General features: G+C 37.0%; 24 protein-coding genes. 20 read left to right on the forward strand and 4 right to left on the reverse strand.

Translation table 11 applies throughout. The features are described 5' to 3' along the window. Positions 1-14 precede the first annotated feature (14 nt). From arsB to RBU59_RS00440, 9 genes are all read left to right on the forward strand, one after another. Positions 15-1,079 (forward strand): ACR3 family arsenite efflux transporter, encoded by a 1,065-nt coding sequence (arsB, locus tag RBU59_RS00400; RefSeq protein ID WP_308145911.1) that lies wholly within the window; start codon positions 15-17, stop codon positions 1,077-1,079. 237 nt (positions 1,080-1,316) lie between these two features. Continuing rightward, entirely contained in the window at positions 1,317-1,613 is a 297-nt protein-coding gene (locus RBU59_RS00405) for an ArsR/SmtB family transcription factor (protein ID WP_308145912.1), read from the forward strand. 115 nt (positions 1,614-1,728) lie between these two features. After that, positions 1,729-2,742, forward strand: coding sequence for a permease (locus RBU59_RS00410; protein ID WP_308145913.1), 1,014 nt, complete (start codon positions 1,729-1,731; stop codon positions 2,740-2,742). Between the two features lie 178 nt (positions 2,743-2,920). Next, on the forward strand, positions 2,921-3,265 hold the full coding sequence (locus RBU59_RS00415) for a thioredoxin family protein (protein WP_308145914.1): 345 nt from the start codon (positions 2,921-2,923) through the stop codon (positions 3,263-3,265). Between the two features lie 488 nt (positions 3,266-3,753). After that, entirely contained in the window at positions 3,754-4,374 is a 621-nt protein-coding gene (locus RBU59_RS00420; RefSeq protein ID WP_308145915.1) for a TetR/AcrR family transcriptional regulator, read from the forward strand. Positions 4,375-4,452: 78 nt separating this feature from the next. Beyond that, entirely contained in the window at positions 4,453-6,204 is a 1,752-nt protein-coding gene (locus tag RBU59_RS00425; RefSeq protein WP_308145916.1) for an ABC transporter ATP-binding protein, read from the forward strand. Continuing rightward, positions 6,201-7,931, forward strand: a complete 1,731-nt coding sequence (locus RBU59_RS00430) for an ABC transporter ATP-binding protein (RefSeq protein WP_308145917.1) — start codon at positions 6,201-6,203, stop codon at positions 7,929-7,931. The genes RBU59_RS00425 and RBU59_RS00430 overlap by 4 nt, the downstream gene beginning before the upstream one ends. Positions 7,932-8,025: 94 nt before the next feature. Further along, positions 8,026-8,511 carry a methyltransferase family protein gene (locus RBU59_RS00435; protein ID WP_308145918.1) on the forward strand — a complete coding sequence of 162 codons (486 nt, stop codon included), beginning with the start codon at positions 8,026-8,028 and terminating at the stop codon, positions 8,509-8,511. Beyond that, positions 8,508-9,770: an ABC transporter ATP-binding protein gene (locus tag RBU59_RS00440; RefSeq protein ID WP_308145919.1), complete on the forward strand. Its 1,263-nt coding sequence runs from the start codon at positions 8,508-8,510 to the stop codon at positions 9,768-9,770. Before RBU59_RS00435 ends, RBU59_RS00440 begins: the two co-directional genes overlap by 4 nt. 93 nt (positions 9,771-9,863) lie before the next feature. Here RBU59_RS00440 and RBU59_RS00445 read toward each other — a convergent pair whose 3' ends face one another. After that, positions 9,864-10,238, reverse strand: a complete 375-nt coding sequence (locus tag RBU59_RS00445; protein ID WP_308148662.1) for a helix-turn-helix transcriptional regulator — start codon at positions 10,236-10,238, stop codon at positions 9,864-9,866. A 49-nt stretch (positions 10,239-10,287) separates the two neighbouring features. Between RBU59_RS00445 and RBU59_RS00450 the strand changes: the two genes are divergently transcribed. From RBU59_RS00450 to RBU59_RS00460, 3 genes are all read left to right on the forward strand, one after another. Next, positions 10,288-10,983 (forward strand): energy-coupling factor transporter transmembrane component T, encoded by a 696-nt coding sequence (locus RBU59_RS00450; protein WP_308145920.1) that lies wholly within the window; start codon positions 10,288-10,290, stop codon positions 10,981-10,983. 86 nt (positions 10,984-11,069) lie between these two features. Further along, positions 11,070-12,464 (forward strand): ABC transporter ATP-binding protein, encoded by a 1,395-nt coding sequence (locus tag RBU59_RS00455; protein ID WP_308145921.1) that lies wholly within the window; start codon positions 11,070-11,072, stop codon positions 12,462-12,464. A 32-nt stretch (positions 12,465-12,496) separates the two neighbouring features. Then, positions 12,497-12,619, forward strand: a complete 123-nt coding sequence (locus RBU59_RS00460; protein ID WP_308145922.1) for a hypothetical protein — start codon at positions 12,497-12,499, stop codon at positions 12,617-12,619. Between the two features lie 14 nt (positions 12,620-12,633). Here the strand turns inward: RBU59_RS00460 and RBU59_RS00465 are convergent, their stop codons facing one another. The 3 genes from RBU59_RS00465 to RBU59_RS00475 all read right to left on the reverse strand — a co-directional run bounded on the left by RBU59_RS00465 (position 12,634) and on the right by RBU59_RS00475 (position 14,274). Then, positions 12,634-13,326, reverse strand: a complete 693-nt coding sequence (locus tag RBU59_RS00465) for a hypothetical protein (protein ID WP_308145923.1) — start codon at positions 13,324-13,326, stop codon at positions 12,634-12,636. An 86-nt stretch (positions 13,327-13,412) separates the two neighbouring features. Then, positions 13,413-13,817 (reverse strand): DUF3021 family protein, encoded by a 405-nt coding sequence (locus RBU59_RS00470; protein ID WP_308145924.1) that lies wholly within the window; start codon positions 13,815-13,817, stop codon positions 13,413-13,415. A gap of 1 nt (position 13,818) precedes the next feature. Beyond that, the gene (locus RBU59_RS00475; RefSeq protein ID WP_308145925.1) at positions 13,819-14,274 is read right to left on the reverse strand and encodes a LytTR family DNA-binding domain-containing protein; all 456 of its coding nucleotides are present in this window, start codon (positions 14,272-14,274) and stop codon (positions 13,819-13,821) included. A gap of 154 nt (positions 14,275-14,428) precedes the next feature. Between RBU59_RS00475 and RBU59_RS00480 the strand changes: the two genes are divergently transcribed. The 8 genes from RBU59_RS00480 (at position 14,429) to RBU59_RS00515 (ending at position 25,442) form a co-directional block, all read left to right on the forward strand. Then, complete coding sequence (locus RBU59_RS00480; RefSeq protein ID WP_308145926.1) at positions 14,429-16,198, forward strand: ABC transporter ATP-binding protein; 1,770 nt, start codon at positions 14,429-14,431, stop codon at positions 16,196-16,198. Next, positions 16,191-17,894 (forward strand): ABC transporter ATP-binding protein, encoded by a 1,704-nt coding sequence (locus RBU59_RS00485; RefSeq protein WP_308145927.1) that lies wholly within the window; start codon positions 16,191-16,193, stop codon positions 17,892-17,894. Before RBU59_RS00480 ends, RBU59_RS00485 begins: the two co-directional genes overlap by 8 nt. Positions 17,895-18,094: 200 nt before the next feature. Then, positions 18,095-18,709: an MptD family putative ECF transporter S component gene (locus RBU59_RS00490; protein WP_308145928.1), complete on the forward strand. Its 615-nt coding sequence runs from the start codon at positions 18,095-18,097 to the stop codon at positions 18,707-18,709. Then, on the forward strand, positions 18,702-19,382 hold the full coding sequence (locus RBU59_RS00495; protein WP_308145929.1) for an energy-coupling factor transporter transmembrane component T: 681 nt from the start codon (positions 18,702-18,704) through the stop codon (positions 19,380-19,382). The genes RBU59_RS00490 and RBU59_RS00495 overlap by 8 nt, the downstream gene beginning before the upstream one ends. A 12-nt stretch (positions 19,383-19,394) precedes the next feature. After that, positions 19,395-20,765: an ABC transporter ATP-binding protein gene (locus RBU59_RS00500; RefSeq protein WP_308145930.1), complete on the forward strand. Its 1,371-nt coding sequence runs from the start codon at positions 19,395-19,397 to the stop codon at positions 20,763-20,765. 61 nt (positions 20,766-20,826) lie between these two features. Beyond that, the gene (locus tag RBU59_RS00505; protein ID WP_308145931.1) at positions 20,827-21,795 is read left to right on the forward strand and encodes a helix-turn-helix domain-containing protein; all 969 of its coding nucleotides are present in this window, start codon (positions 20,827-20,829) and stop codon (positions 21,793-21,795) included. Positions 21,796-21,916: 121 nt separating this feature from the next. Continuing rightward, positions 21,917-23,701 (forward strand): ABC transporter ATP-binding protein, encoded by a 1,785-nt coding sequence (locus RBU59_RS00510; RefSeq protein ID WP_308145932.1) that lies wholly within the window; start codon positions 21,917-21,919, stop codon positions 23,699-23,701. Beyond that, positions 23,694-25,442 (forward strand): ABC transporter ATP-binding protein, encoded by a 1,749-nt coding sequence (locus RBU59_RS00515; RefSeq protein ID WP_308145933.1) that lies wholly within the window; start codon positions 23,694-23,696, stop codon positions 25,440-25,442. Before RBU59_RS00510 ends, RBU59_RS00515 begins: the two co-directional genes overlap by 8 nt. Positions 25,443-25,497 lie beyond the last annotated feature (55 nt).

Genomic DNA, 25,497 nt, shown 5'->3' on the forward strand with positions numbered 1-25,497 from the left:
GAGTGATTGTAAGAATGAGTAAAGATAAAACACAGGGAATTGGATTTTTTGAAAAATATTTAACGATTTGGGTATTACTATGTATGGTGGTTGGTGTATTAATCGGTAAATTTCTGCCTGCCGTACCAGAATTCCTGGGAAGATTTCAATATGCTCAGGTGTCAATTCCCATTGCCATATTAATCTGGCTGATGATTTATCCGATGATGATGAAAGTGGATTTTGCCAGCATCAAAAATGTAGGCAAAAATCCGAAAGGCTTATTTGTTACCTGGGTTACAAACTGGCTGATTAAACCTTTTACTATGTACGGAATCGCTGCGTTTTTCTTCTATACAATATTTAAAGCAATGATACCGGCTGATTTAGCGAAAGAATATCTAGCTGGAGCAGTACTTCTTGGTGCGGCCCCTTGTACTGCAATGGTATTTGTATGGAGCCATCTTACCAAGGGAAACCCGGCATATACCGTAGTACAGGTGGCTACTAATGATTTGATTATTCTAATTGCGTTTACACCGATTGTAGCTTTCCTTTTGGGAGTCAGCGGAGTGACGGTACCATGGGATACTTTAATTCTTTCCGTGGTCTTATTCGTAGTAATCCCTCTGGTGGGAGGAATTTTAACCAGAGTGCTAATCACGAAAAATAAGGGGTTAGACTATTTTGAAAATAAATTTATTCCCAAGTTCAACAACGTTACAATAATCGGTTTGTTACTGACATTAATTATTATCTTTTCTTTTCAGGGTGACGTTATTTTGGAGAATCCGCTGCATATTGTTTTGATTGCAGTGCCGTTGATCATTCAGACTTTCCTTATCTTCTTTATTGCCTATATTGCTTCAAGAGTATTGAAATTACCTCACAATATTGCGGCACCTGCAGGGATGATCGGTGCATCTAATTTTTTCGAATTAGCTGTTGCAGTTGCTATTTCCTTATTTGGCTCCACATCCCCCGCAGCCCTGGCAACGATAGTAGGTGTACTCACAGAAGTACCGGTCATGCTGATTCTTGTTAAAATTGCAAATAAAACGACCCATTGGTTTCCACATGGGAAGGTTAATCTGAAATGATAAATTAAGCTTTTAAATAGTAACTACAAAAGTTGCTTTAAGATAAGAACCCGTAGATATGAAATGTCGAATCCTCAAAACAACGCCTCAATGCTATTAATGGTGAGATTGGAAAGCCTTTAAATACTTGGTATAATACTATTACCCTAATAAAATATGAAGAACATATTGACATAAATAGATTTGAAGAATATACTGAAATTATGATATCGAAGAAAATAGATTTGAGGTGATGAAATGGAACGTACGTATGCGGAAGATGCCAAGGTATTTAAGGCTTTTTGCGATGAAAACCGTTTGCAGATTCTGGAGATGCTTCGCAGTGGTGAAAAGTGTGCATGTAAACTATTGGAGAATTTAAATATAGGGCAATCTACTTTATCCCATCATATGAAAATTCTCCTTGATTCTGGTATTGTCAAAAGCCGCATCGAAGGAAAATGGACGCATTATTCCATTAATGAGGAAGGTACTGTCTATGCAAAGGAACTTTTAAATACTCTGACAACTACAAATATTACAAATGAAGTCTAATGTAACATATACAAAGATGAGCATGATGAAAAGCCATATTCGTTTGGCTTTTTATGTATTAGACATATCGATTTTTATAGATATGTTTCTAAACCTGCAGAAAGAAGGAAAGATTATGCAATTATTAGAAAATATCTGGTTATTTTTTCAAAATCAAATACTTGGTATGAAATGGCTTAACACGCTGATTGGTAATGCACTAACTGCTGTCGGTTTGGATATAGAGGGCAGATTGGGAGGCAGTATACAGTTTTTTATTTATGATACGGTTAAGATTTTTATACTCCTGTCCGTCCTGATTTTTTTTATTTCCTATATTCAAAGCCATTTCCCGCCGGAGAGGACAAAGAAAATACTGGGACATTTTCATGGTATTACTGCAAATTCTCTTGCGGCTTTACTCGGAACGGTTACTCCTTTCTGCTCCTGCTCATCAATTCCGCTTTTTATAGGCTTTTCCAGTGCAGGCCTGCCGATTGGTGTTACCTTTTCCTTTCTTATTTCTTCCCCATTAGTAGATCTGGGTTCGCTGATCCTGCTGATGAGTATTTTTGGAGGGAAAGTTGCAATTACTTACGTAATTGTGGGTCTGGTTCTTGCAGTGATAGGCGGAACCCTGATAGAGAAGCTCGGCATGGAAAAGTATGTGGAAGAGTTCGTAAAAACTGCCGGAAGTGTGGACATTGAAGCTCCGGATTTAACCCGCAGGGACCGGATTTTCTATGCAAAGGATCAGGTAAAGGCAACAGTAAAAAAAGTTGCACCCTATATTTTTGCAGGTGTAGGTATCGGTGCGATTATACACAATCTGATTCCGGAAGCCTGGATACAATCTATTCTCGGCAGCAATAATCCATTTTCAGTTATATTAGCAACTCTTGTTGGCGTACCAATGTATGCAGATATTTTTGGTACAATACCGGTAGCGGAGAGTTTATTCGCAAAGGGCGCCGGACTTGGAACTATACTCAGTTTTATGATGGCTGTTACTGCTTTAAGTCTGCCCTCCATGATTATGCTGCGCAAAGCCGTAAAACCTAAATTGTTAGGTGTATTCGTCAGTATTGTAACGGTTGGAATAATATTTATTGGTTATTTATTTAATGCGTTTCAATTTTTATTTATATAAGGAAGAATAGAATGAGCGTAGCTAATGGTATAAATCTTGAGGCTGCCATTCTTATATTGACTGTAGACCAGCCTAATTATATATTTATAAGAAGTACTGGAAGTAGCACAGAAACAGCTTAAACATAATTTAATATAGGATATAATTAAAATTAAATCATATCAAGGAGGATTTACTCATGTCACTTTTTGGAAAAAAGAAAGATGAAAATATCGGATGCTGCTGCGAGGGTGGTTGTGGTGCAAAAACTATGGAAGAAACAAGGCAGGTACAGAAAACAGGTGGCTCAGTTAAGGTTCTGGGCTCCGGATGTGCAAAGTGCAATGAACTGGAGGCAAACACAAAGGCAGCGCTTGCGCAGCTTGGTATGGATACTACGATTGATCATGTGACAGATTTTATGCAAATCGCCGCTTATGGGGTAATGAGCACCCCTGCATTGGTGGTAGACGGCAAGGTAGTAGCCTACGGAAAAGTCCTGAAGACACAGGAGGTTATTAAAATACTGCAGAAAGTTAGATAATGCTAACAGTTTTAAACAATGTGTTTTAAGATATGAAAAGAGTAAGGTTGCAGATTTACTTTAGATGCCATATGATAAGTGATTTAAAAGGAATATTATGAGTTATAATACTTTTCATTGAAATAGTAAGGAAACATGATATAATGGGTTAGTAAACACTAACTAAAATATACTGATTTTAAACTTTTATTTAAACATATAATGGAGATATTAATGTTAGAAATTTGTCCGAATCAAAAATAGCTTATTAGTGATTGGAATCGCAGGAAAGGCAATCAGCCAATATCTTGTCTACAGACTTCAAAGCACGGCTGGTTATGAGGCATGTGTAGACTTTAAATGTTTCTAACCGGATCGTTAAATGTTAATTGATTAAGTGGAATAAGATTCATGAAAAATACACCATATTTTACTTGACAATTGAATCAAGAAGTCCTATATTTAAAACAGTGTTATGAAACACTGTTTTAAATATAGGAGGAAAATACATGGCAAAGCAAATTGAAGGTGTATATGAGAAAGTGTATGAGTGTGGGAAGAAGGAATTCTTAAGTAAAGGATTCAAGGATGCATCGCTTCGTACTATAGCACAGGAAGCTGGTACCAGTACCGGTTCTATTTATACACGTTTTCAGAATAAAGAGGGATTATTCCATGCCATTGTATATCCAGTTGTGGATGAATTGAAATCATGGTTCTTAGAGGTGCAAGAGTTATTTCACAAAAAGGATTCTGATTATCAGAAGAAAAATATGTTTCATTATAGTGGAATGGAAGCTGAAAAATTAGTGTCTTATATTTATGATAACTACGATATATTCAAGCTGTTGCTAGAATGTGCCGAGGGAACAGAATTTTCTGATTTTTTAAATCAGCTGGTGGAGATTGAAATGGAATATACGGTGAAATACATGGAGGTTACAAAGGATGATGCACTCAAAAAGGAGACGATTACATCTGAATTTCTTCACATCGTAACCAGTTCATATTTTTCCGGAATATTTGAGATGGTACGACATAATATGAAAAGAGAAGATGGTATGTTGTATGCAAAGCAGTTAAGAGAATTTTATTATGCTGGATTTGCTAATATTTACAACTGGAAATAAAAACATGCCTGAAAAATACGGGATTACCCGTAATTTTTTTAAACACAAGGTTAGACATAACTAACTAAAGGAGGGTTTATGGAACAAAAAAATCAAAGTCCGCTGAAACGAATATGGGCATTGGCAGAAGTAGAACATAGAAGACTTCGGTTTTCAGTTATTATGGCGGTTTTTGGGGTAATGTCAGGTCTCATCCCTTATTTCTGTGCAGGGAAAATCATTATAATGTTACTCGAACAGACAGCAGATATTAAAAGCTGTATACTTTGGCTGATACTGGCTTTGACAGGCAGTATAGGAAAAGTGCTGCTTACTACTTTTTCAACTTCACAATCCCATAAGGCGACCTTTGCAGTATTGGCAGAGGTACGAAATAAATGTGTACATAAGCTGGCAAAACTGTCTATGGGAACTTTACAGAACCAATCTGTGGGAAGATGGAAGAGCATATTGGTTGATCAGATTGAGAGCATGGAAACAACACTTGCCCACCTTTTACCTGAAATGACGTCTAATGTTTTATCTCCGTTATTACTAATTATTACCTTGTTTTTTCTTGATTGGCGGCTGGCATTGCTATCGGTTGCCACCCTTCCGATTGGTATGATATTTATGATGACTACCATGAAATCCTATCCGGTAAAATATCAGGAATCTGTCCAAATAGGTAAGAAAATGAACGATTCTATCGTAGAGTATATTAATGGGATTGAAGTGATTAAAGCTTATAATCAGGGTCAGGTAGCTTATACAGGTTATGTAAATGCAGTTAATGCCAATGCCTCATATTTTTATAATTGGATGAAAAGTGCTCAGTTTGGCATGGCATGCTATCGTAATTTCAGCCCTGCTGTTTTATTTGGGGTACTACCTGTGGGATTAGCATTTTATCTTGGTGGAAGCATTACATCTTCTGAGTTTATTATGATAATGATTTTATCCATGGGAATTGTGGGACCGATTATCGCAGCTTCCAATTTCATTGATTCACTGGCCCAGACAGGTACCATTATCGAATCCATTGAAACCATATTAAAAGCACCGGAACAACACCATCCAAAAGATCCGGTACAATTAAACGGAACAGATATTGAAATGAATCATGTTTCTTTTTCTTACGAAAAAGAGCAGGGAAATATTTTAACAGATATTACATTAAAAATCCGTCAAGGTACAGTCAATGCTTTTGTCGGACCAAGTGGAGGCGGGAAATCTACGATTACAAAACTAATCGCTGGTTTTTGGGATATTGAAACAGGAAGTATCAAAATCGGCGGAACAGAAATCAGTGATATTCCGCTTACACAAATAGCGGACCAGATTGCGTATGTATCTCAGGATAATTTCCTATTTGATGATACCATCCGGGAAAATATACGCATGGGAAAAGAATATGCTACCGATGAAGAAGTGGAAGAAGTAGCAAGCAGGGCAGGTTGCGATACTTTTATTCGAGGCCTTGAACGTGGGTATGAAACAAAAGTAGGTGGTGGCGGAGCTCACCTTTCTGGCGGCGAACGGCAGAGAATTGCCATTGCAAGAGCCATGCTAAAAGATGCACCGATTATAATACTAGATGAAGCGACGGCTTATATCGACCCGGAGAATGAAGCAGTTCTTCAAAAAGCAATCATAAAACTGGTACAAGGAAAAACCTTGATTATGATTGCTCATCGGTTATCGACGATTGTTGATGCAGATCAGATTATTCTCGTGGATCATGGGAAAATCAGTGCTGCCGGAACTCATAAGCAGTTATTACAGGAATCTGAATTGTATCAGAATATGTGGAATGCCCATATCGGAGCAAAGGATGGTGAACAGGAATGATAGAGATTTTTCGAAAAATATGGAGATTCGCCGGTGAGGAACAAAAAAACATTCGTAACTCTATCCTCATAGGATTTCTGAATGCAATCTTTCATATGCTGCAGATTGGTGCAATTTTTCTTACTATTTCGGCATTGGTTGAAAAAAGTTCTGACCATACAACAATATGGTATGTGTTTGGTCTGATTGTGGTAAGTATAGCAGGTAAAATTGTCACAAATTATTTCTCTCAACTGCAACAAACGCATGCTGGATATTTTATGACTGCCAATAAAAGAGTTTTTATTGGAAACAGAATGAAATTAATACCAATGGGATTTTTTAACCAGAACAGTCTAGGAAATATTATGGGTATTAGTACCACGGTATTGGGAGATGTAGAAACCACAGCACCAATGGTTTTGGTTTTGACTTTAGGCGGTTTTATTACAACTATAGTATTTACGGTTTACATGCTGGTGTTTGACTGGAGAATGGGCTTAATTACAGTGACAGGTGTTCTTTTATTCTGTCTGATTACTTCTGCCATGGAGAAAAAATCAAGAGGTACCGCACCCAAAAGACAAAAAGCACAAGCAGAACTTGTAGAAAATATAGTTGAGACCATACAGGGAATGGGAATCGTAAAAGCCTTTAACCTTACAAAAACTGATAACAAGAAGGTAGATCAAGCAATTGAAAACAGTAAAAAAATGAATCTGGCAATGGAGCAGCTGATTACTCCTTATACGATTATGCAGGCAGGAATATTACGGATATTCAGTGTGATTTTGATGGCGGCAGCATTATATTTCTATTTTGATGGAACCATGCAGCTTACATATTCCCTGATGTTTATTGTGGTTTCATTTATTATATTTGAACAGATAGAATCCGCAGGACACGGAGTTGCAATCCTTCGTGTGTGTGGCAGTTCCATTGAACAGGCAAATCAGATGGATGACGTACCATTAATGGATGAAAAAGGAAAGACAATAAATCCAGAGAATCAGGATATTATATTTGAACATGTGGACTTTTCCTATGAGAAGAGACAGATACTAAAAGATATGAACCTTAAGATCAAGGATAAGACAATGACAGCCATTATTGGTCCAAGCGGTTCTGGAAAAACGACCATCTGTAACCTGATTGCAAGATTCTGGGATGTAGATGGCGGTAATATCAAAATTGGCGGAAAAAACGTCAAAGATTATACACTGGAATCATTAATGGAACAAATCAGTATGGTATTTCAGAATGTATATCTTTTTGGAGATACCATAGAAAATAACATCCGCTTTGGAAGACCAGATGCAACCAGAGAGGAGGTTATAAAGGCAGCAAAAAAAGCATGCTGCCATGAGTTTATCAGCAGGCTTCCAAATGGATATGAAACGGAGATTGGAGATAAGGGTTTTGCTCTTTCGGGAGGTGAAAAGCAGAGAATTTCTATCGCAAGAGCTATTTTAAAGGATGCACCAATCATCATTTTTGACGAGGCGACAGCCAATGTAGATCCGGAGAATGAAGTACACTTGCAGAAAGCTTTTGAAGAACTGACCAGAAATAAAACAATTATCATGATTGCGCACCGATTAAAAACAGTCCGCCATGCAGACCAGATACTTGTAGTAGATGGAGGGAAAATTGTTCAAACAGGGAAGCATGAAGAGCTGATTAAACAGGAGGGAATCTATAAACGTTTTGTTGGTGAAAGAAAAGAGGTTGTTTCCTGGAGCATCTAAAAATAACAGATATCAAAATAATTTCATGGGCAAAAGATGTAAAAACTATATACTATAGTAGTTAACTGAATAAACGGAAAGTCTGGTGATAATGATGAATCAAAGAAAGCATTTGCCAATATTTGGTGTGGGTCCAATTTATGGGGCGGCGATTATATTTTTATCAGTAGTAGGCATTGCGATATCAGAAAAGGGATATCTTAACAGCGGCAGAGTAGGTATGCTCAGAGTGCCTTTTTTAATATTGGGTGTTCTACTGATTGTTTTTGGAATATTAATCTGGCTTGAAGCAGTTTTAAGGTCAAAGATTGATGAGAATATAAAAAACAATCATCTTGTAACAACAGGCATATATGCCAAGGTGCGTAATCCATTATATTCTGCATTTATGATAGTATGCACTGGAGCAATCTTCTGTGCTGATAATCTGTGGTTACTGCTTTTACCAATCCTTTATTGGATTAGTATGACCGTGCTTATGAAAGCTACTGAAGAAAAATGGCTTAAGGAGCTATATGGAATGCAATATATCGAATATTGCAAAAAAGTAAATCGTTGTATTCCTTGGTTAACAAAATGAGTAAAAAGGTGATGGAAATTAATAATTGTAACGTTTGGTATCAGGATACCGCGGTATTACTAGAAGAAAAGAAAGACTATTCCGTATATAAATTCAAATGTACGGGAAAAGGTATTTTGTATACGTATAACATTTTTGATGAAATTGATGTAATCTTTGCAGAAATTGACAGTAAAGATGTTTTTATCCCTGAAATACCCGATAAAAATATCATCGAAATCTCATGGTGTAAAAAAGGACGTGTAGAGTGTGAATTTTCAGATAATACGGTAGCATACATACAAGAGGGAGATTTCGGCATTGATGCAACCAGTTATACTCCAAGATGTTATAGTTTTCCAATGGGTACTTACGAAGCTGTGACAATTGCGATTAATAAGGAAAGATTTTCACATGATACAAGGAAAATCATGAATCAGTTTTCAATTGATATTGATCAAATTTGCGATACACTTGCTGCCATTATAGGATTAAGAAATATTGAAACAGTAGAAGAGGGAAATAAAGAACAATTTTTGGTAAACAATATTGAAATAAAAGATATTACTTTTGTTTATGATAAAGAGCCTGTTATTGAAGAACTGTCTTGTAGTTTGAAGAACAAAACCACTACTGCTATTATAGGTCCATCCGGTTCTGGAAAAACTACGTTATGTCATTTGATTGCGAGATTTTGGGATATTCAAAGCGTTACAATTATGATTTCAGAAAATGATGTAAGAGAGTATCGGTATGATAGCCTCTTATCAAATATCACAATGGTCTTTCAGGATGTTTATTTATTTGCAGATACGATACGAAATAATATAAAATTTGGTAATCCGGATGCAACAGAGGAAGAGATCATTGAAATTTCTAAAAAAGCATGCTGCCATGAGTTTATTATGAAGCTGCCAGAGGGATATGATACGGTATTGGAAGAAAACGGTGCAAGTTTATCCGGTGGAGAATGGCAGAGAATTTCAATTGCCCGCGCTTTGCTAAAAGAGTGCAATCTTGTGATTTTGGATGAAGCAACTTCAAGTATCGATCCGGAAAACGAAGAAAAGTTAATGCTTGCAATTAAAGAATTATTAAAAAACAAAACAGCCATTATTATTGCTCATAGTTTAAATACAATCAGAGAAGCGGATCATATTATTGTAATTGATCATGGAAATATTGTACAGGAAGGTATTCATAATCAATTAAAAGAAGAGGAGGGAATATATAAGAAGTTTATTGCCACAAGACATAAAGAGCTTTCATGGAAAATATAAATGATTTCGTTTTAAGCAAAAGCAAACCAAAGTTTTCCGGTTTGCTTTTGTTTAGTGCTTATACCAGAGGCTTACTCGAAATTCAAAGGCTCTTTATCGCATAACTTTTCGGTACTCTAAAGGCAGAATGCCAACATTTCTCTTAAAAAGCTCTGCAAATCTGCTGGCATTGGAATATCCAATGGTCTGTGCAATCTGTGCGATACTTAAATCGGTATGAGATAATAAGAATTCAGCATGTTCGATTCGTGCCTGTTGGATAAATTCAGTAATAGTACAGCCATGAATTAGTTTAAAACTCTTTTTTAATTTCGTTTGTCCCATACATGCGATTCTTGATAGTTGTTCTAATGTCAGCGGAAAAGCAGCATGATCTTTAATGTATGCTGAAACATTCGTAATCTGTTCGATATCCTTATCCGAAAGGTGGGATTGGTTCTTTCCATGTCCATGAAAATGCTCCACCACCAAAGAAACCGCCTCATTTACCTTTGTTTAAAAAGGCGGGAATTACAGCGTGAGAGGAGTACATTTTGACCCGAGGACAAAGCTGTTTTTGTTATTGCTCTGTGTTATTTGCACCATGCTTGCACCCTCCTTACGATATGAATTGATTCTCGTTTGTCTGATTGCAGTATTTTCACTGTTGTCAGGGAAACCTGGTCATGCTGCAAAAGGCATATTGTTTTATGGGATGATTTATGGAATTACTCTGCTCTCAATGTTTAAAATGACAGGAACCACACAGGCAATTTTTGCTGCATTTTTGGGGCTGGTAAATAAAGTATATCCATGCGGTTTTATGGCTGGGCTGATGATCAAAACCACAAAAACAGGTGAATTCATGGCGGCCTTCTATAAAATACATATGCCGGATCGATTGGTGATACCTTTTGCGGTTATGATGCGGTATCTTCCGGTAGTGAGAGAAGACTGGCGTTATATTAAGGATGCCATGCGTATGAGAGGTATCTCATTATCCATTCAAAATATCTGTCTGCGTCCGATACTGGTAGCAGAATGCCTGTATGTACCGCTTATGATGGCAGCCTCCAATACAGCCGATGAATTGTCCATTGCTGCCGTAACACGCGGAATAGAAAACCCGAGTCCCAGAACAAGCCTTACTGAAATTAGATTTTCGGGAAAGGATCTGATTGTCATTATAATTTTTATCAGTTATCTTGTCATGGGACTTATGAAAGTGATTTAAGGAGGGCAAATGTTAAGAAAAAGCATCTTTACAGTCCTCAGTCAAACATTATATGCACAAAATGCAGCGTAGAAAGGGAGGAAAAGATGGAGAAAATTCAACTTGATAATATTTCTTTTTCCTATGACGGAACAGAAAATGGGATAATTAGAAACATTAGTATATCAGTTCCAGCAGGAGGGTGCATAGTATTAACAGGACGCAGCGGCTGCGGAAAAACTACTGTTACAAGATTGATCAATGGACTGATACCTGAATTCTTTTCCGGAAAATTAACAGGCAGTGTATTTATAGACGGTGAGAATCTTGCAAAGAAGCAGATTTATGATATAGCTAAAAAGGCTGGATCTGTATTTCAGAATCCAAAGACCCAGTTTTTTAATACGGATACGGATGGTGAGATTGCCTTTGGGTTAGAGAACTGTGGAGTGATACGACAGGTCATTGTAGAAAAAGTAAAGAAGACTGCAGATGACCTGAACATCAAAAATCTTCTGAAACGCAATATTTTTTCCTTATCGGGTGGCGAAAAACAAAAGATAGCATTTGCTTCTGTATATGCCATGAATCCTGACATATACCTTTTGGATGAGCCGTCCTCCAATCTTGATACTGATGCAATTATTAATTTACGGGAATATATTCAAATTCTGAAAAATCAGGGAAAGACCATTATCATTGCAGAACATCGTCTATATTATCTAAAAGATCTGGCAGATAAAATCTACTACATGGATGCAGGAGAAATCAAGTATCGGTGGAGACAGGAGGATTTTTTAAAATTGTCTGTAAAGGAAAGATTGAAGCTGGGACTTAGAAGTTTTGAATATGAAGTACCAAAACTGAATGAAACTTCATCTTTCAATGGCAATGCTGCTTTTGAAATTAGAGATTTATCCATTGGTTACGGGAAAAAGGAAGTGTTAGGTGGAATTCAATTTAAGGCAAACAGGGGAGATATCATTGCAGTAACCGGACATAACGGGGTTGGTAAATCTACGCTGTTAAGAACTATATGCGGATTGCAAAAAGCGTTGGAGGGGACTGTATTATGGGATGGAAAAGTTCAGCATCAAAAAAGTATGCTAAACAGAACTTATATGGTTATGCAGGATGTGAACTATCAGTTATTTGCTGACAGTGTGGAGCATGAAACCTGCTTTGGACTAAAAAAAGCCGATTCAAAAAAGGTGGAACAGATATTAAAGAAACTGGATCTATATGATTTAAAAGAGAAACATCCAAATACATTATCAGGTGGGCAAAAGCAACGTCTTGCAGTTGCTGTTAGTATGTGTTGTGATAAGGATATTCTGGTTTTTGATGAACCTACCAGTGGTCTTGACTTAGAAAGTATGGGAATGGTATCGGAATTGATGAAGAAGCTGGCAGGCATGGGAAAAATTGTTTTTGTTGTTACCCATGATTTTGAATTGGTTACTCTGGCGTGTACAAGAATGTTCAAATTAACTTCTCCATGATAAAAAATTATTATTAAATCAAAGAGTTGATCATGGAACAGGAAACAGTGAAAATAGAGCAGGATCACATGTTATCTATAATAGCATTGGATATAAATGAATCGGAAATATCATTATCGATTAAAAATGCTTATGGTACTGTATTCCTAATATAATAACTGAATACAATTTATAACACGAACATAAGAAATAGCACAGGGTATGCTTTCTTTATATTACGGTTCATATTAAGATATGTAGCTCCGAATAAAAATCCTTTAATTGCGCAGAAAATTCCAGCATATAGGCTTCCTTTGGTCAGAATATGAATAAGGCCCCAGGTCAATGCAGTAATAATTCCTCCATATGGAATATTTTTTATGGAAAACCAGCATTCAAATGCTTTTTGTGCAAATATAATAATTAATGAAAAAATCATGGTTTCAAACATATAATAGACATATTGAAAAATAAATAAAAGTGCACCTCGATGCTTATATTCCAGCAATATTTTAAAACCATGCCAATCCATGTAACTTAAGATCAAACAGAATATTATACTAAAAAGTACTAGAAAAATCTGAACGAAAGTTAAGGGTTTTGAAGTTTCAAGTATTTGAAAATTACATCTTTTTTGTGCGGTGCGCAGAAAAATCATAATAAAGACACCCCAACTTATACAAGTTATAACCCAGTGAATAATACTCTGAATTGTACCAGCATCATTAATGAATGTATCAAATAACAATGGCTCTAAAAGATAGCCATAGATTCCCTCTATGCAAGCGCAAAGGAAAATGCCCTGTGCCAATAGTAAATAAGTGAGTCCTGTGTGGAAAGATGATTGTAAAGTTAATTTTTTTTCTTTCTTGATAGGTGTCATATTTAATAGACCTCCATTCTTAATAGACATATTAGTATGTATTCAATTTTGTTGCTTAGTGAAGTCCTATGATAATTAAGTTTAAGTTAATTATTCAAAGAATCAAGAAGCTTATTCATTTCCTTAGCTTCTTCTTTTGCCATATGGTAAAAATAAATATGGATGATAGATATAATACTTAAGTAAATCAGGCTGTTGGTAATAAGATTGCCAATATGAAATAAAAACCAGTGGCCAAAGTAAGCAAATGCGAGAGTAACAGGATAGAGCAGCATGGTTTCAATTAAGAAATGAGTGAGAAACCTGGTGAAAACAACATGATACAATATAGCATCCAATGTAACTGCAATAATCAAATAAACAACAAGCTCAAAATGTAAGGAGGAAAAATTAACATTATAGATTATAAGATTAAAAAAATCAGAGATGAGTGTAATAAATAGATAGGCGATAGCAACAGCAGAAAGATATTTATTAAAGATATGTTTCATGTCAGATTACCTCCTTTGTCATAGTTCTTAATTTGATTTTTAAAGTAGCAATATATTGCCTGGAAATAATTAGTTGTTCGTTACTTTTAAGTGTTGCAAGCATTCTGTGATTTGGATATGGTACAACTTGCTTTAAATAGTCCAGGTTCAGAATGCAGTTTTTACTAATTCGGATGAAGTTAGTCTGGGGTAGTTCCTGTTCTAAATTCTTTAGTGAATTTTTTATTTCATAGATTTTATCTTTGGAATAAAGAAAGGTTGATCCATCAGTTGAATCAAAATATAGTATTTCCTTTAAGGAAATCATTGTATATTCAGATCCGTTATATCCTTTTATATAATAATCATAATTTTGGATATAATTTGCTAAACACTTCATATGATGGTCCAATTTTGTACATATCAGTATAGCTTCATTTTCTTTTACATGAGGATTCTCATGGATTGTTAATTTCATATATGAATTCCTTATCTATTTGTTATTATGTAATCACAGATTGCATTATAGTAATAAAACATAAAACTTTCAAGAGTTGAAAAGTGAAATACCCTATAACTTATATAAAATACCATCGATTAAAAAATACTAAAAATTGAAAGGAATTGCAAAAATGATGAAAAAAAGAGAAAATTCCATAGGTCTGCTTTTGACATGGGCTGGTAAAGATAGATATTTTCTATATTTGTCCGTATTTTGTTCCTTGATCAGCGGACTTTGCACCATGGTTCCTTATTATGGAGTATACCAGGTGCTGACAGCAATTTATCAGAAAGCATGTACAAAAGAGGTGCTTGTTCATAATAGCCTAATAATTTTTGCAGCAATCGTGGTTCGCTTTGCGTTATTTGGCTTTTCCACAGGATTATCACACAGGGGGGCGTATCGTACGCTTTATAAGGTTCGGTGCATGATCCTGGACCATATGGCAAAGGTTCCGTTAGGCGTGTTAAGTGAACATAATACAGGTTCTATGAAAACAGTATTAAATGAGGATATTGAAAAGCTGGAGTTATTTCTGGCACACCATCTGCCGGAGTTTATTTATTATATGTGCGGTCCGGTAGCCATATTTTTTTATCTGTGTTCCGTTAATATTGGGTTGGCCCTGGTTTCCTTAATTCCGCTGGTGTTTGCAATGGCAGTGATGGGAATTATGTTTTCCGGCATGTCAAAGGTGTTAGGTGAGGCAAACCTGTCCCTTGTAAATTTAAACTCGGTAATCATTGAGTATATAAGCGGTATGAAGGTCATAAAAGCATTCCATATGGGAGGCAGCTCTTTTCAAAAATACAAAAATGCCATAGTTAAAGAAAATACCATATGGAATCAGATATCTAAAAAGATGGGACCTTCTTATGCGTCCTATATCGTGATAACAGAATGCGGACTGCTTTTTATGGTACCCATTGGAGGTTATTTTTTTTTGCAAGGCACCCTTACATTAAATGTATTTCTTCTTTTTCTTTTTATCGGATCGCTGTATCTGACAGAGCTAAGACCGCTTCAGGAGCTAGGCTCAAATTTTGCCAAGGTGTTACAGGCGGTTACAAAATCAAAAGAAATCCTGGATATTCCTGTTTATGAGGGTGGTGAGGATTTTCCGAAAAGACATGATATCAGCTTAAATAAGGTAAGCTTTGCATATCCGTCCAATGAAAAGGAAGAGGTCCTGAGAAACTGTAAGCTGTCGATACAGCATGGCGAGAAGGTGGCATTGGTCGGAAAATCCGGTGCCGGGAAAAGTACCATTATTCATATGATTGCCAGATTTTATGATACAGGAAAAGGCAGTATCACCATAGGCGGTAAGGATGTACGGGAATTAAACTATGAGCAGTTGTTAGAAAATGTATCCATCGTCTTTCAAAAGACCTTTTTAACAAGGGACAGTGTGATTGAGAACATTCGAATGGGAACACAGGCAACGTTGGAACAGGTAAGGGAGGCAGCTAAAAAAGCCCGGATTGATTCCTTTATTATGAGCCTGCCAAATGGATATGATACGAAGGTTGGAAGCTATGGCACACGTTTTTCAGGGGGAGAAAAACAAAGAATTGCCATAGCGAGAGCCATCTTAAAGGATGCTCCTATTCTGATTCTGGATGAGGCAACTTCAGCAGCAGATCCCGAGAATCAACTGGAAATAGATAAAGCAATTAATAATCTGTGTAAAGGAAAAACGGTTCTTATTGTTGCCCATCGTCTCAGTGCATTGAAGATCTGTGACCGGATTGCCGTTGTAGAAGACCATAAGGTAAGTTTCATTGGTAATCACGAAGAAGTTTTAAAAGAAAATACTTATTACCAAGGAGCCTGGGAAATATTTCAAAAAGCACGAAGCTTTGCCTATCAGATGGAAGGAGGTACTCTACATGAATAGAAATCGGCCAAGGAAGTGGAATAAAGAACTCTTTATTTCCATATTTTGTGTTATGCTGGAAGGACTGTTATCCGGGTGTAATTTTATGGTAATGTATTATGTATTTCAGTCTTTGTGGAACCGTCAGATGGCTATGGGAAAAATACTTGAAATCACAGGAGGGATTGCTGTTATTTTTCTTCTTAGACTTATGATTTATAGTTATGGTTATGTAAAAGGGCAGATAGGCGGTGCTAATGTCAGCAAAGAGATACGGTTATTTCTTGGAGAAAAATTAAGAAGAATCCCTCTTTCCAGATTTCAGAAATCTCAAACCGGGGAATATATTAATGTTGCAACCGAAAATGTGAACAGCTATGAACAGATTTTGACACATAAAATGGGGGATATCATTAAAAATATGACACTTTCTGTTATGCTGGTTATTTTTGTGGCAATCTTATATGCTCCTTCGGTATGGATTTTATTAATTGCAGAACTTTTATTCTTACCTGCGATTGCAATTTCTTTTTATGCTGTAAAAAAATATGGGATGAAAAAGAATGCGATCTGTGCGGAAAATGTCAGCAGTATGGTGGAATATATTACCGGAATACAGACTTTTCGGGCATATGGAATCGGAGGAACAAAAAATAAGACCGTTACGGGTTCTATGAAACAATTTAGTGACATCAGTTTTATTTATGAATTAAAAATTATTCCGGTTGGAGTAATTTATAGTATTTTAATCGGAAGCACTCTTCCGTTAGAGATATTAGTTGCCGGGAATGGTTGGATAAGCGGAACACTGGATACCGCTCCGTTTATCATGATTTGCCTGCTGCCATTATTTTTATCAAAATTATTAAGTACTATATTTGTAGATATGACAAGTTATAAAAATTTGATGATTGCAAAACAAAAAATCAACACCGTCCTTGAAATTCCTGAAGAGCTGCAAACCAGCCGGATATTTGATCCGAAAAGGCACGATATTGTCTTTGAACACGTTGGTTTTTCTTATGAGAAAGGAGAACCTGTCTGCAAGGATATGAATATTCAGATAGAGAACCAAAAACTGACTGCAATTGTAGGGGATTCCGGGTCTGGAAAATCTACGGTTTTAAATCTGATTGCTAAGTACTATGATCCGGATTCCGGCACCATCCGTATAGGCGGACATTCCATACAAAACGTGGGCACAGAGCAGGTGCTTTCACAGATATCCATAGTGGAACAGGATGTATTTCTCTTTGATGATACCATAAAAAAAAATATCCGGTATGCAAAAGAAACAGCTACGGATGAGGAAATAGAGTGGGCTTGCAGGGAAGCAAACTGCGATGAGTTTATACGAAAAATGCCCCGGGGTTATGAAACAATGGCAGGCGAAAACGGAAATCAGTTATCGGGAGGCGAAAGACAGAGACTTTCCATTGCAAGGGCCCTTTTAAAAGACGCTCCAATTCTTTTATTGGACGAAGCTACGGCAAATCTGGATGTGGATAATGAATTAGCTGTAAAACAGGCGATTGCAAACCTGCTAAAAAAGAAAAAGACAGTTGTGATGATTGCCCATACCATGTCTATTGTAAAACAGGCAGATCAGATTTTTGTGATTGCTGACGGGAAAGTCAAAGAAGAAGGAACACATGAAGAATTGCTTCACAACAATGGAAAATATGCTGCTATGTGGAAGGCTGAGCAGCAGTTATAGAAATAAACAATCGGAAAACTATGCGATGATACTTATCAAGAATTGGTTTTATGTGATTATCCAGTCCAATCGGAATAAAAAAGTCTGATTGGACTAGATTTTTAAAATGACTTCCTATATCCTAACAAATGGAAACGCTCTGTGAGCGGTTTTATCTGACATTCAAGTTAGTCGCAACTAATTAAAAGGAGGAATCATTAATGTTACAATCAGCAAGTAGCGGTAGTCTGAGAGGAAAGGACCTGATTACAATTGGTATCTTTTCAGCAATTTATTTTGTCATCAATTTTATATTTATGCTTATGGGAGGGTTACATCCTATCATGTGGATCCTTATGCCAGGGTTTATCGCCCTATTTACAGGAGTTCCTTTTATGCTTTTGTGTTCCAAGGTTCAAAAAATGGGAGCCATATTATTAATGGGAATTATTACAGGTTTGATCTATTTTGTAACAGGTATGTTTACCGTTGTGATACTGGTCACATTTATGATTGCCTGTGTTTTAGGGGAGATGGCACGTTTTATCAGCAGGTACCATAGTGTAAATGGGAATATTGCAGCGTTTGTCTTTTTCTCTCTTGGAATGACAGGATCACCTCTTCCAATCTGGATGATGCATGAAAAATTCATGGCACAGATTAGTGGGCAGGGGATGCCGGACAGCTATATAAATGCATTGGAAAGTCTTTCCTCTCAGGTTATGCTTATTGTTCTTTTTCTAGCACCGGTGCTTGGGGCCATTCTTGGGGCATGGATTAGCAAAAGATTGTTCCGTAAACATTTTGAGAAAGCAGGAATGGTTTCTCATGCATAACCCGGTAAGTAGAAGTTCCATTTTAGACCCGCGGACATTTTTATTGCTTTTGCTGTTTGCAAATGTGATTACGTTCTTTCAAAATAACTTTTGGGTTGAAGTCGGATGGATTATGTTTATAGATATTTTGATGCTGGCAGCCGGGAGATACAAAATGGCAGTTCAATGGATAGTATCATTTTGTATCCTGTTACTATTACAATACATAATATTGCCGGCAGCACCTGAAGTGATAGCTATGATTTTTGTGATATTAGTGAATTATTCTATTCGGATGTTCCCCTGTTTGATGGTAGGTGCACTTATGATAAGAGAAATATCTTTACGAAGATTTGTTCTTGCTATGAGAAAATTACATTTTTCAGAGAAACTAATCATTGCATTATCCGTTACTATCCGCTATTTTCCGGCAATTAGAGAAGAAACAAACTATATCAAAGAAGCGATAAGTCTAAGAAAAATAAAATCTTCTAAGAAGCTGGAGGTTATGCTGGTACCACTTATGATGTCTGCGACAGCGACTGCGGAAGAATTATCTGCAGCAGCTGTAACAAGAGGAATTGAGAATCCTATTAAAAAGACAAGTTTACTCACATTGAAATTACACTGTATAGATTATGTATGCTGTGTGATTGGAGGTTTGTTTCTTGTCGGAACTTTTATAATACAATAAGGAGTTAAGGTTATGGTATCCATACAAGATGTATCCTTTGGATATGATGGACAGGATCAAATACTAAAAAATATTAATTTGGAAATAAAAGAGGGAGAATGTATCCTTTTATGCGGAGAATCAGGCTGTGGAAAAACAACGATGACAAAACTGGTAAACGGTCTGATACCTCATTTTTGCGGAGAGTGTAAATTAGAAGGAACGGTGCGGATAAAAAACATAGAAGTATCAAAAACCAAATTATACAAAATAGCGGAATCAGTCGGTTCTGTATTCCAGAATCCCAAGAGTCAGTTTTTTCAATTGGATACAGATAGTGAACTAGCGTTTGGAATGGAAAACCAAGGGAAAAGTATGGAGAAAATGAGAACGAGATTTCAGAATCTTCATCTGGAGAAACTATTAGGCAGAAATATATTTGAGCTATCTGGAGGAGAAAAGCAGATATTGGCATTTGCTTCGGTATACGCTATGAATCCCTCTGTCTATGTACTGGATGAACCTACGGCAAATCTGGATTTTTCTGCAATTCATTCGCTAAAAAAGTTACTTCAAATCCTAAAACAGAAGGGATATACTATAATCATAGCGGAACACAGGCTATCCTTCTTGTATGATTTGCTGGATAGAGCAGTCTATTTAAAAAATGGAGAGCTGGTACAGATTTATTCCAGAGAGGAGTTCCTGGCCCTGCCCGAACAGACACGTAAAAGTATGGGCTTGAGATGTTTAAAAGAGCAAGACGGAGAACTACCTGAAGCTCATTTGGACAGAAAGACCTGCGGATTATCTGTTGAGGCACTTGCGGTTGGATATAAAAAGAAGTCACCACTGTTTCAGGACATTTCTTTTTCAGCGGTTCCTGGTGAAATACTCGCCATAACAGGGTATAATGGAATTGGAAAAACAACTTTAATTCGCAGCGTCTGTGGGTTAATGAAACAAATGAGCGGAAATATATCATTGGATGGAATTGTTATGTCTGAAAAAATGAGACGTAAGAACTGTTTCCTTGTTATGCAGGATGTTAATCATCAGTTATTTGCGGAGAGTGTATGGGAAGAATGTAAAATGTCAGGTGATGGGCTGGAGAATTCTGTAATACAATCTGAACTAAAGCAAATGGGGTTATTGGCGTTTGCAGATAGCCATCCTATGGCACTTTCCGGAGGACAAAAGCAGCGTCTTGCTATTGTTACGGCTATTCTTTCTGATAAAAAGATTCTTATTTTGGATGAGCCAACCAGTGGGCTGGATTATGCAAATATGATAATTGTATCCACCCGTTTAAAGAAACTTGCAGATTCCGGACGAATTGTAATTGTGGTGACCCATGACAAAGAGTTTATGCTGTCTATCTGTGACAGGGTTCTTAGGATATAAGGTATCTAAAAACATGTAGAAAAGCAGATTGAGAATATCCGTTTAAAAAAGGGGTGAGTCCATGAAATTTCAGGAAACAAAGGAAGAGGAACAGATGGTTCTTTTGGCAGAATCAAAGGAATGCAGTGTTTTTCAAATGAAAAATAGTACCGGAGAAGGTATCATGACCATGTATCAGGTATTTCCGGGAGTAAGTATTTCTTACAATGATTATCATATGGAAAGTTTTGATTCCACTTATACCACAAACAGGAATCTGTTCTGTATTGATCATTGCAGAGAAGGCAGACTGGAATATGCATCGGCACAGGGAGCTTATTCATACTTTGAGGCGGGAGACTTAAAATTAGACCGAAGAATTACACATCAGGGACATTTTGAATTTCCGCTTGTACATTATCATGGGTTGATGATTACGTTCGATATGGATCAGGCGAGGACGACTTTAAAAGAAGAAATAAGGGATTTCCCCGTAGATCTATTAAGTTTACAAAAAAAATTCTGCAATGGAAAACAACCTACGGTAATTCATAATGCACCTGCAATTGAACACATTTTCAGTGAACTATATGTGGTGCCGGAGAAGATTCGTATCCCCTATTTTAAAATCAAAATATTCGAGCTGCTGCTCTATCTGGATGTACTGGAACTTCCAAAGAACAGAGAGGAAAAACCTTATTTTTATAAAAATCAGGTAGAGAAAATAAAAGCGATGCACAAATTAATGACGGACAATATGGAAAGACATTATACTCAGGAAGAATTAGCAGCGCAATTTGACATTCCACTCACACCAATGAAAAATTGTTTTAAAAATGTCTATGGAAGCCCAATTAATACCTATATGAGAATATACCGGATGAATCAGGCGGCGGTGTTATTAAAAAGTCAAAGTGATATGAGTGTTACGGATATTGCCGGTAAAGTTGGGTATGACAGTCCAGGCAAGTTTTCAGCAGTCTTTAAAATTATAATAGGAAAAACGCCGTTGGAGTACCGTAAAATATTTGGTCCAAATGGAGCAAAGTAGTCGGAACGGAGAAGTAAAAAGAATAGTAATTCATTATGATATGGATGGTCGGATAATTTTGGCTATCCATTTTTATATGGAAAAGGCAGAATCCGATTAGAAAGGAAGGAGAATATCGTATATGGAAAAGAAAGAAAAGTATTGGTTTTCCTGTCTGATGAATTATGCAGATGGAGGCAAAGGTAAGCTTATGCTGTCGGTGCTGCTGTCGGTAATAAGCATCGTATCAGGCCTTGTACCATATTATTGTGTCTACAAAATGATTGCGTTATTTACAGAAAACAAGGTGACTAATGATTCATTGGTTTATTGGGGTGCAAGTATCCTTATGGCTTATGTAGTAAAGGTGATTGCCTTTGGACTTTCAACGGGAATTTCACATCAGGTGGCATATCATATTCTTGAAAAATTAAGACTTCGTGTCTCGGATGTATTTATGCATGCACCGCTTGGAGAGGTCACAAGCCATTCGATTGGAGAAATTAAAAATGTTATGGTTGATAAAATTGAGAACATTGAGCCTCCACTGGCACATATGATCCCGGAGGGAGCGGGACACGTTGTATTGCCAATAACAAGCCTTGCAGGACTTTTTATCGTAGACTTTAGAGTTGCACTTGCTTCACTGGTTACCCTGCCGTTTGCGTTCCTATGTATGCTGCTTACCTATAAATTCAGTGGAAAGAGCTTTAATAAATATAACGAGGCCAATAGTTATATGAATAGTGCGATTGTCGAGTATATTGAAGGAATTGAGGTGATTAAGGCATTTGGACGGGAGGGAACTTCCTATGAGAAATTTGCCAGATCGATAACGGAGTACCGTGATTTTATCCTAAAATGGCTTTCTTCCACCTGGATTACCATGAAATTAGCATTTGCTCTTTTTCCGTCCACACTGCTTGGTACACTTCCGGTTGGGCTGCTGTTATACAGTAAGGGAAGTCTATCTCCTGCACAGGTAGCGCTCTGCTGTATGCTGTCCATGTCCATGATTGGTTCCCTGGCTAAGTTGGAAGTATTTAGTGAGGGCATTAGGGAAATGCAGTTTACCATAGAAAATCTGCAGCAGTTTCTTAATATGCCCTCCTTATCAGAAGCAAAAGATAAGGTAAAGCTACAAGAATATAATATCAACTTTCATAAGGTTACCTTTTCTTACGACGGAAAAGAAGAACATGTGGTATTGCATGGAATCAACATGAGTCTGCCGCAAGGAAGCTTCACGGCGCTGGTAGGACCATCAGGCGGTGGTAAGTCTACGATTGCCAAATTACTTGCGCGTTTTTGGGATGTAACAGGCGGATCAATAGAAATAGGCGGCATAAATATAAAAGACATTCCGCTTAAGCAACTTGCAGATACGGTTAGCTTTGTAACTCAGGATAATTTCCTTTTCCGATGTTCCCTGCTTGAAAATATACGACTGGGAAATCCAAAATCATCCGATGAGGAGGTATATGCTGCAGCCAAAGCGGCCCAGTGTCATGAGTTCATTTGCAAGCTGGAGAAAGGATATGAGACTTCTGTAGGAGAAGCCGGAAAAAGATTATCAGGGGGAGAAAAACAGCGTATAGCAATTGCAAGAATGATATTAAAAAATGCACCAATTGTCATTCTGGATGAAGCAACTGCTTTCACCGATCCGGAAAATGAAGAAAAGATTCAGCGCAGTCTTGCGGCACTCACGAAAGGGAAGACGCTTCTTGTGATTGCACACCGACTTTCTACTATTAAGAATGCAGATAATATCGTGGTTCTCCAAAATGGTAGAATAAATGCAGAGGGAAGGCATGAGGAATTACTGAAAAATTCTCAATTGTATGCAGATATGTGGCAGGCTCATATTGGAGCAAAGTACTGGTCTGTCGGATTACAGGGAAAGGAAGTGGGGCAAAATGTTTAAAACAATAAAGCGTATTATTGACTGGTGCGGTGAATTGAAAGGTAAATTATATATTGGGTTTCTGTTTTCCTTCTTTTCGGGATGGTTTAGTGCGATGCCCGTTATTATAGCTGCTTATACAGTAGGCAAGCTGATTGAGGAGAAAAGAGGAACTGAAAAATTTGATTCAAAATGGATAGGGCTTAGTTTCTTTATAATGCTGCTTTTTATATTTCTTCGTTTTCTGTTTGACTATCTCAGGGCGAAATTTCAAGAAGCAATCAGTTATGAGTTGGTTGCCAGAGACAGACTTGCAATTGGTGATCTTTTAAAACGGGTATCTTTAGGATATTTTCAGAAGGTGAATACTGGCGATATCCTAAGTTCCATCACAACAGGATTACATACGTTAGAAAATATGGGCATCCGTATGCTTGATAATTTTATTGGAGGGTATCTGAATTTCTTGTGCATTTTTCTATGGATCACTATAATCAATCCCAGGGTATCTTTAATAACAATGGCAGCGGTGGCAGGTTCCTTTTTATTTTTGATGGTAATTTCAAAGCATAGCGTACAAAATGCATCCGTATCTGCGCAGGCGGATCGTGAACTGACCAGTACGGCAATTGAATATGCAAGAGGGCTACCTGTTGTAAAGTCTTTTGGACAAGATGGTGCGGCCTTAGTTTCTATGAGAAAGGCTTGTAAAGAGAGTAAAAGGATTCATTTAAAAATCGAATGGGGATTTGTACCCGCCAATTGTCTTCACCAGATTGTGTTAAAGATAGGTTCTATAATGCTTCTGCTGTCATCTGTTTATCTTGGATGGATGAATCAGTTATCAATTACGAATATGCTATTATTATCGTTTTTGTCTTTTGATGTATTTGCTTCCATTGAACCTATCAGTGATAGTTCACATGTATTAGGAGTAATTGAAGATGCGATGAATCAATTAGATGCCTTAAGGTCGGAAGAATTTATAGATGAGGGAGGCAGGGAGATTTCGCTTACTCAATATGGAATCGAGTTTCGTGATGTATCTTTTGGTTATGATTCCAGGCTGATACTAAACCATGTAAGTTTTGTAATTCCAGAAAAAAAGACAACGGCAATCGTTGGATCATCCGGGAGCGGAAAAACAACAATCTGCAATCTTATTGCAAAGTTCTATGATGTAAATAGTGGAAATATTGAATTAGGCGGCGTGAATATAAAGGAATTTACCTGTGACAGTCTGCTGTCTAATATTTCTATGGTATTTCAGAATGTATATTTATTTCATGATACAATTCGTAATAATATCTGTTTTGGAAATCCGAATGCCACAGAGCAAGATATGATGCATGCAGCAAAAAAGGCCTGCTGTCATGATTTTATTATAGCCCTGCCAAACGGATATGATACAGTAATCGGAGAGGGAGGAGGAACACTATCAGGTGGTGAAAAGCAAAGAATATCCATTGCAAGAGCAATCCTTAAAGATGCACCAATTGTTATCCTGGATGAAGCTACTGCTTCAATCGACCCTGAAAATGAACACTATATTCAGGCAGCAATTTCAGAACTGACAAAAGGAAAGACGATTATTACAATAGCACACCGCCTGGCAACGATAGAAAATGCGGATCAAATTTTGGTTGTGGATCATGGAGAAATTGTGGAAAGCGGAACTCATAAGGAATTAGTGAAAAAAGAAGGTGTTTACAAGAAGTTTGTTGATATACGGGAAAAGGCTGAAAGATGGAATATTGCATAAAATAGAAAAAATCTCTTGTTAAAAAGAAAGTAAAAGCAATACGGAAGCTTAAAGT

The organism is Anaerocolumna sp. MB42-C2 (assembly GCF_030913705.1).
Taxonomy (GTDB): Bacteria; Bacillota; Clostridia; order Lachnospirales; family Lachnospiraceae; genus Anaerocolumna.

Coding starts and splice junctions, on each gene's coding strand:
- arsB (WP_308145911.1), top strand. CDS start 15: ATGAGTAAAGATAAAACACAGGGAATTGGATTTTTTGAAAAATATTTA.
- RBU59_RS00405 (WP_308145912.1), top strand. CDS start 1,317: ATGGAACGTACGTATGCGGAAGATGCCAAGGTATTTAAGGCTTTTTGC.
- RBU59_RS00410 (WP_308145913.1), top strand. CDS start 1,729: ATGCAATTATTAGAAAATATCTGGTTATTTTTTCAAAATCAAATACTT.
- RBU59_RS00415 (WP_308145914.1), top strand. CDS start 2,921: ATGTCACTTTTTGGAAAAAAGAAAGATGAAAATATCGGATGCTGCTGC.
- RBU59_RS00420 (WP_308145915.1), top strand. CDS start 3,754: ATGGCAAAGCAAATTGAAGGTGTATATGAGAAAGTGTATGAGTGTGGG.
- RBU59_RS00425 (WP_308145916.1), top strand. CDS start 4,453: ATGGAACAAAAAAATCAAAGTCCGCTGAAACGAATATGGGCATTGGCA.
- RBU59_RS00430 (WP_308145917.1), top strand. CDS start 6,201: ATGATAGAGATTTTTCGAAAAATATGGAGATTCGCCGGTGAGGAACAA.
- RBU59_RS00435 (WP_308145918.1), top strand. CDS start 8,026: ATGAATCAAAGAAAGCATTTGCCAATATTTGGTGTGGGTCCAATTTAT.
- RBU59_RS00440 (WP_308145919.1), top strand. CDS start 8,508: ATGAGTAAAAAGGTGATGGAAATTAATAATTGTAACGTTTGGTATCAG.
- RBU59_RS00455 (WP_308145921.1), top strand. CDS start 11,070: ATGGAGAAAATTCAACTTGATAATATTTCTTTTTCCTATGACGGAACA.
- RBU59_RS00460 (WP_308145922.1), top strand. CDS start 12,497: ATGGAACAGGAAACAGTGAAAATAGAGCAGGATCACATGTTATCTATA.
- RBU59_RS00465 (WP_308145923.1), bottom strand. CDS start 13,326: ATGACACCTATCAAGAAAGAAAAAAAATTAACTTTACAATCATCTTTC.
- RBU59_RS00470 (WP_308145924.1), bottom strand. CDS start 13,817: ATGAAACATATCTTTAATAAATATCTTTCTGCTGTTGCTATCGCCTAT.
- RBU59_RS00475 (WP_308145925.1), bottom strand. CDS start 14,274: ATGAAATTAACAATCCATGAGAATCCTCATGTAAAAGAAAATGAAGCT.
- RBU59_RS00480 (WP_308145926.1), top strand. CDS start 14,429: ATGATGAAAAAAAGAGAAAATTCCATAGGTCTGCTTTTGACATGGGCT.
- RBU59_RS00485 (WP_308145927.1), top strand. CDS start 16,191: ATGAATAGAAATCGGCCAAGGAAGTGGAATAAAGAACTCTTTATTTCC.
- RBU59_RS00490 (WP_308145928.1), top strand. CDS start 18,095: ATGTTACAATCAGCAAGTAGCGGTAGTCTGAGAGGAAAGGACCTGATT.
- RBU59_RS00495 (WP_308145929.1), top strand. CDS start 18,702: ATGCATAACCCGGTAAGTAGAAGTTCCATTTTAGACCCGCGGACATTT.
- RBU59_RS00500 (WP_308145930.1), top strand. CDS start 19,395: ATGGTATCCATACAAGATGTATCCTTTGGATATGATGGACAGGATCAA.
- RBU59_RS00505 (WP_308145931.1), top strand. CDS start 20,827: ATGAAATTTCAGGAAACAAAGGAAGAGGAACAGATGGTTCTTTTGGCA.
- RBU59_RS00510 (WP_308145932.1), top strand. CDS start 21,917: ATGGAAAAGAAAGAAAAGTATTGGTTTTCCTGTCTGATGAATTATGCA.
- RBU59_RS00515 (WP_308145933.1), top strand. CDS start 23,694: ATGTTTAAAACAATAAAGCGTATTATTGACTGGTGCGGTGAATTGAAA.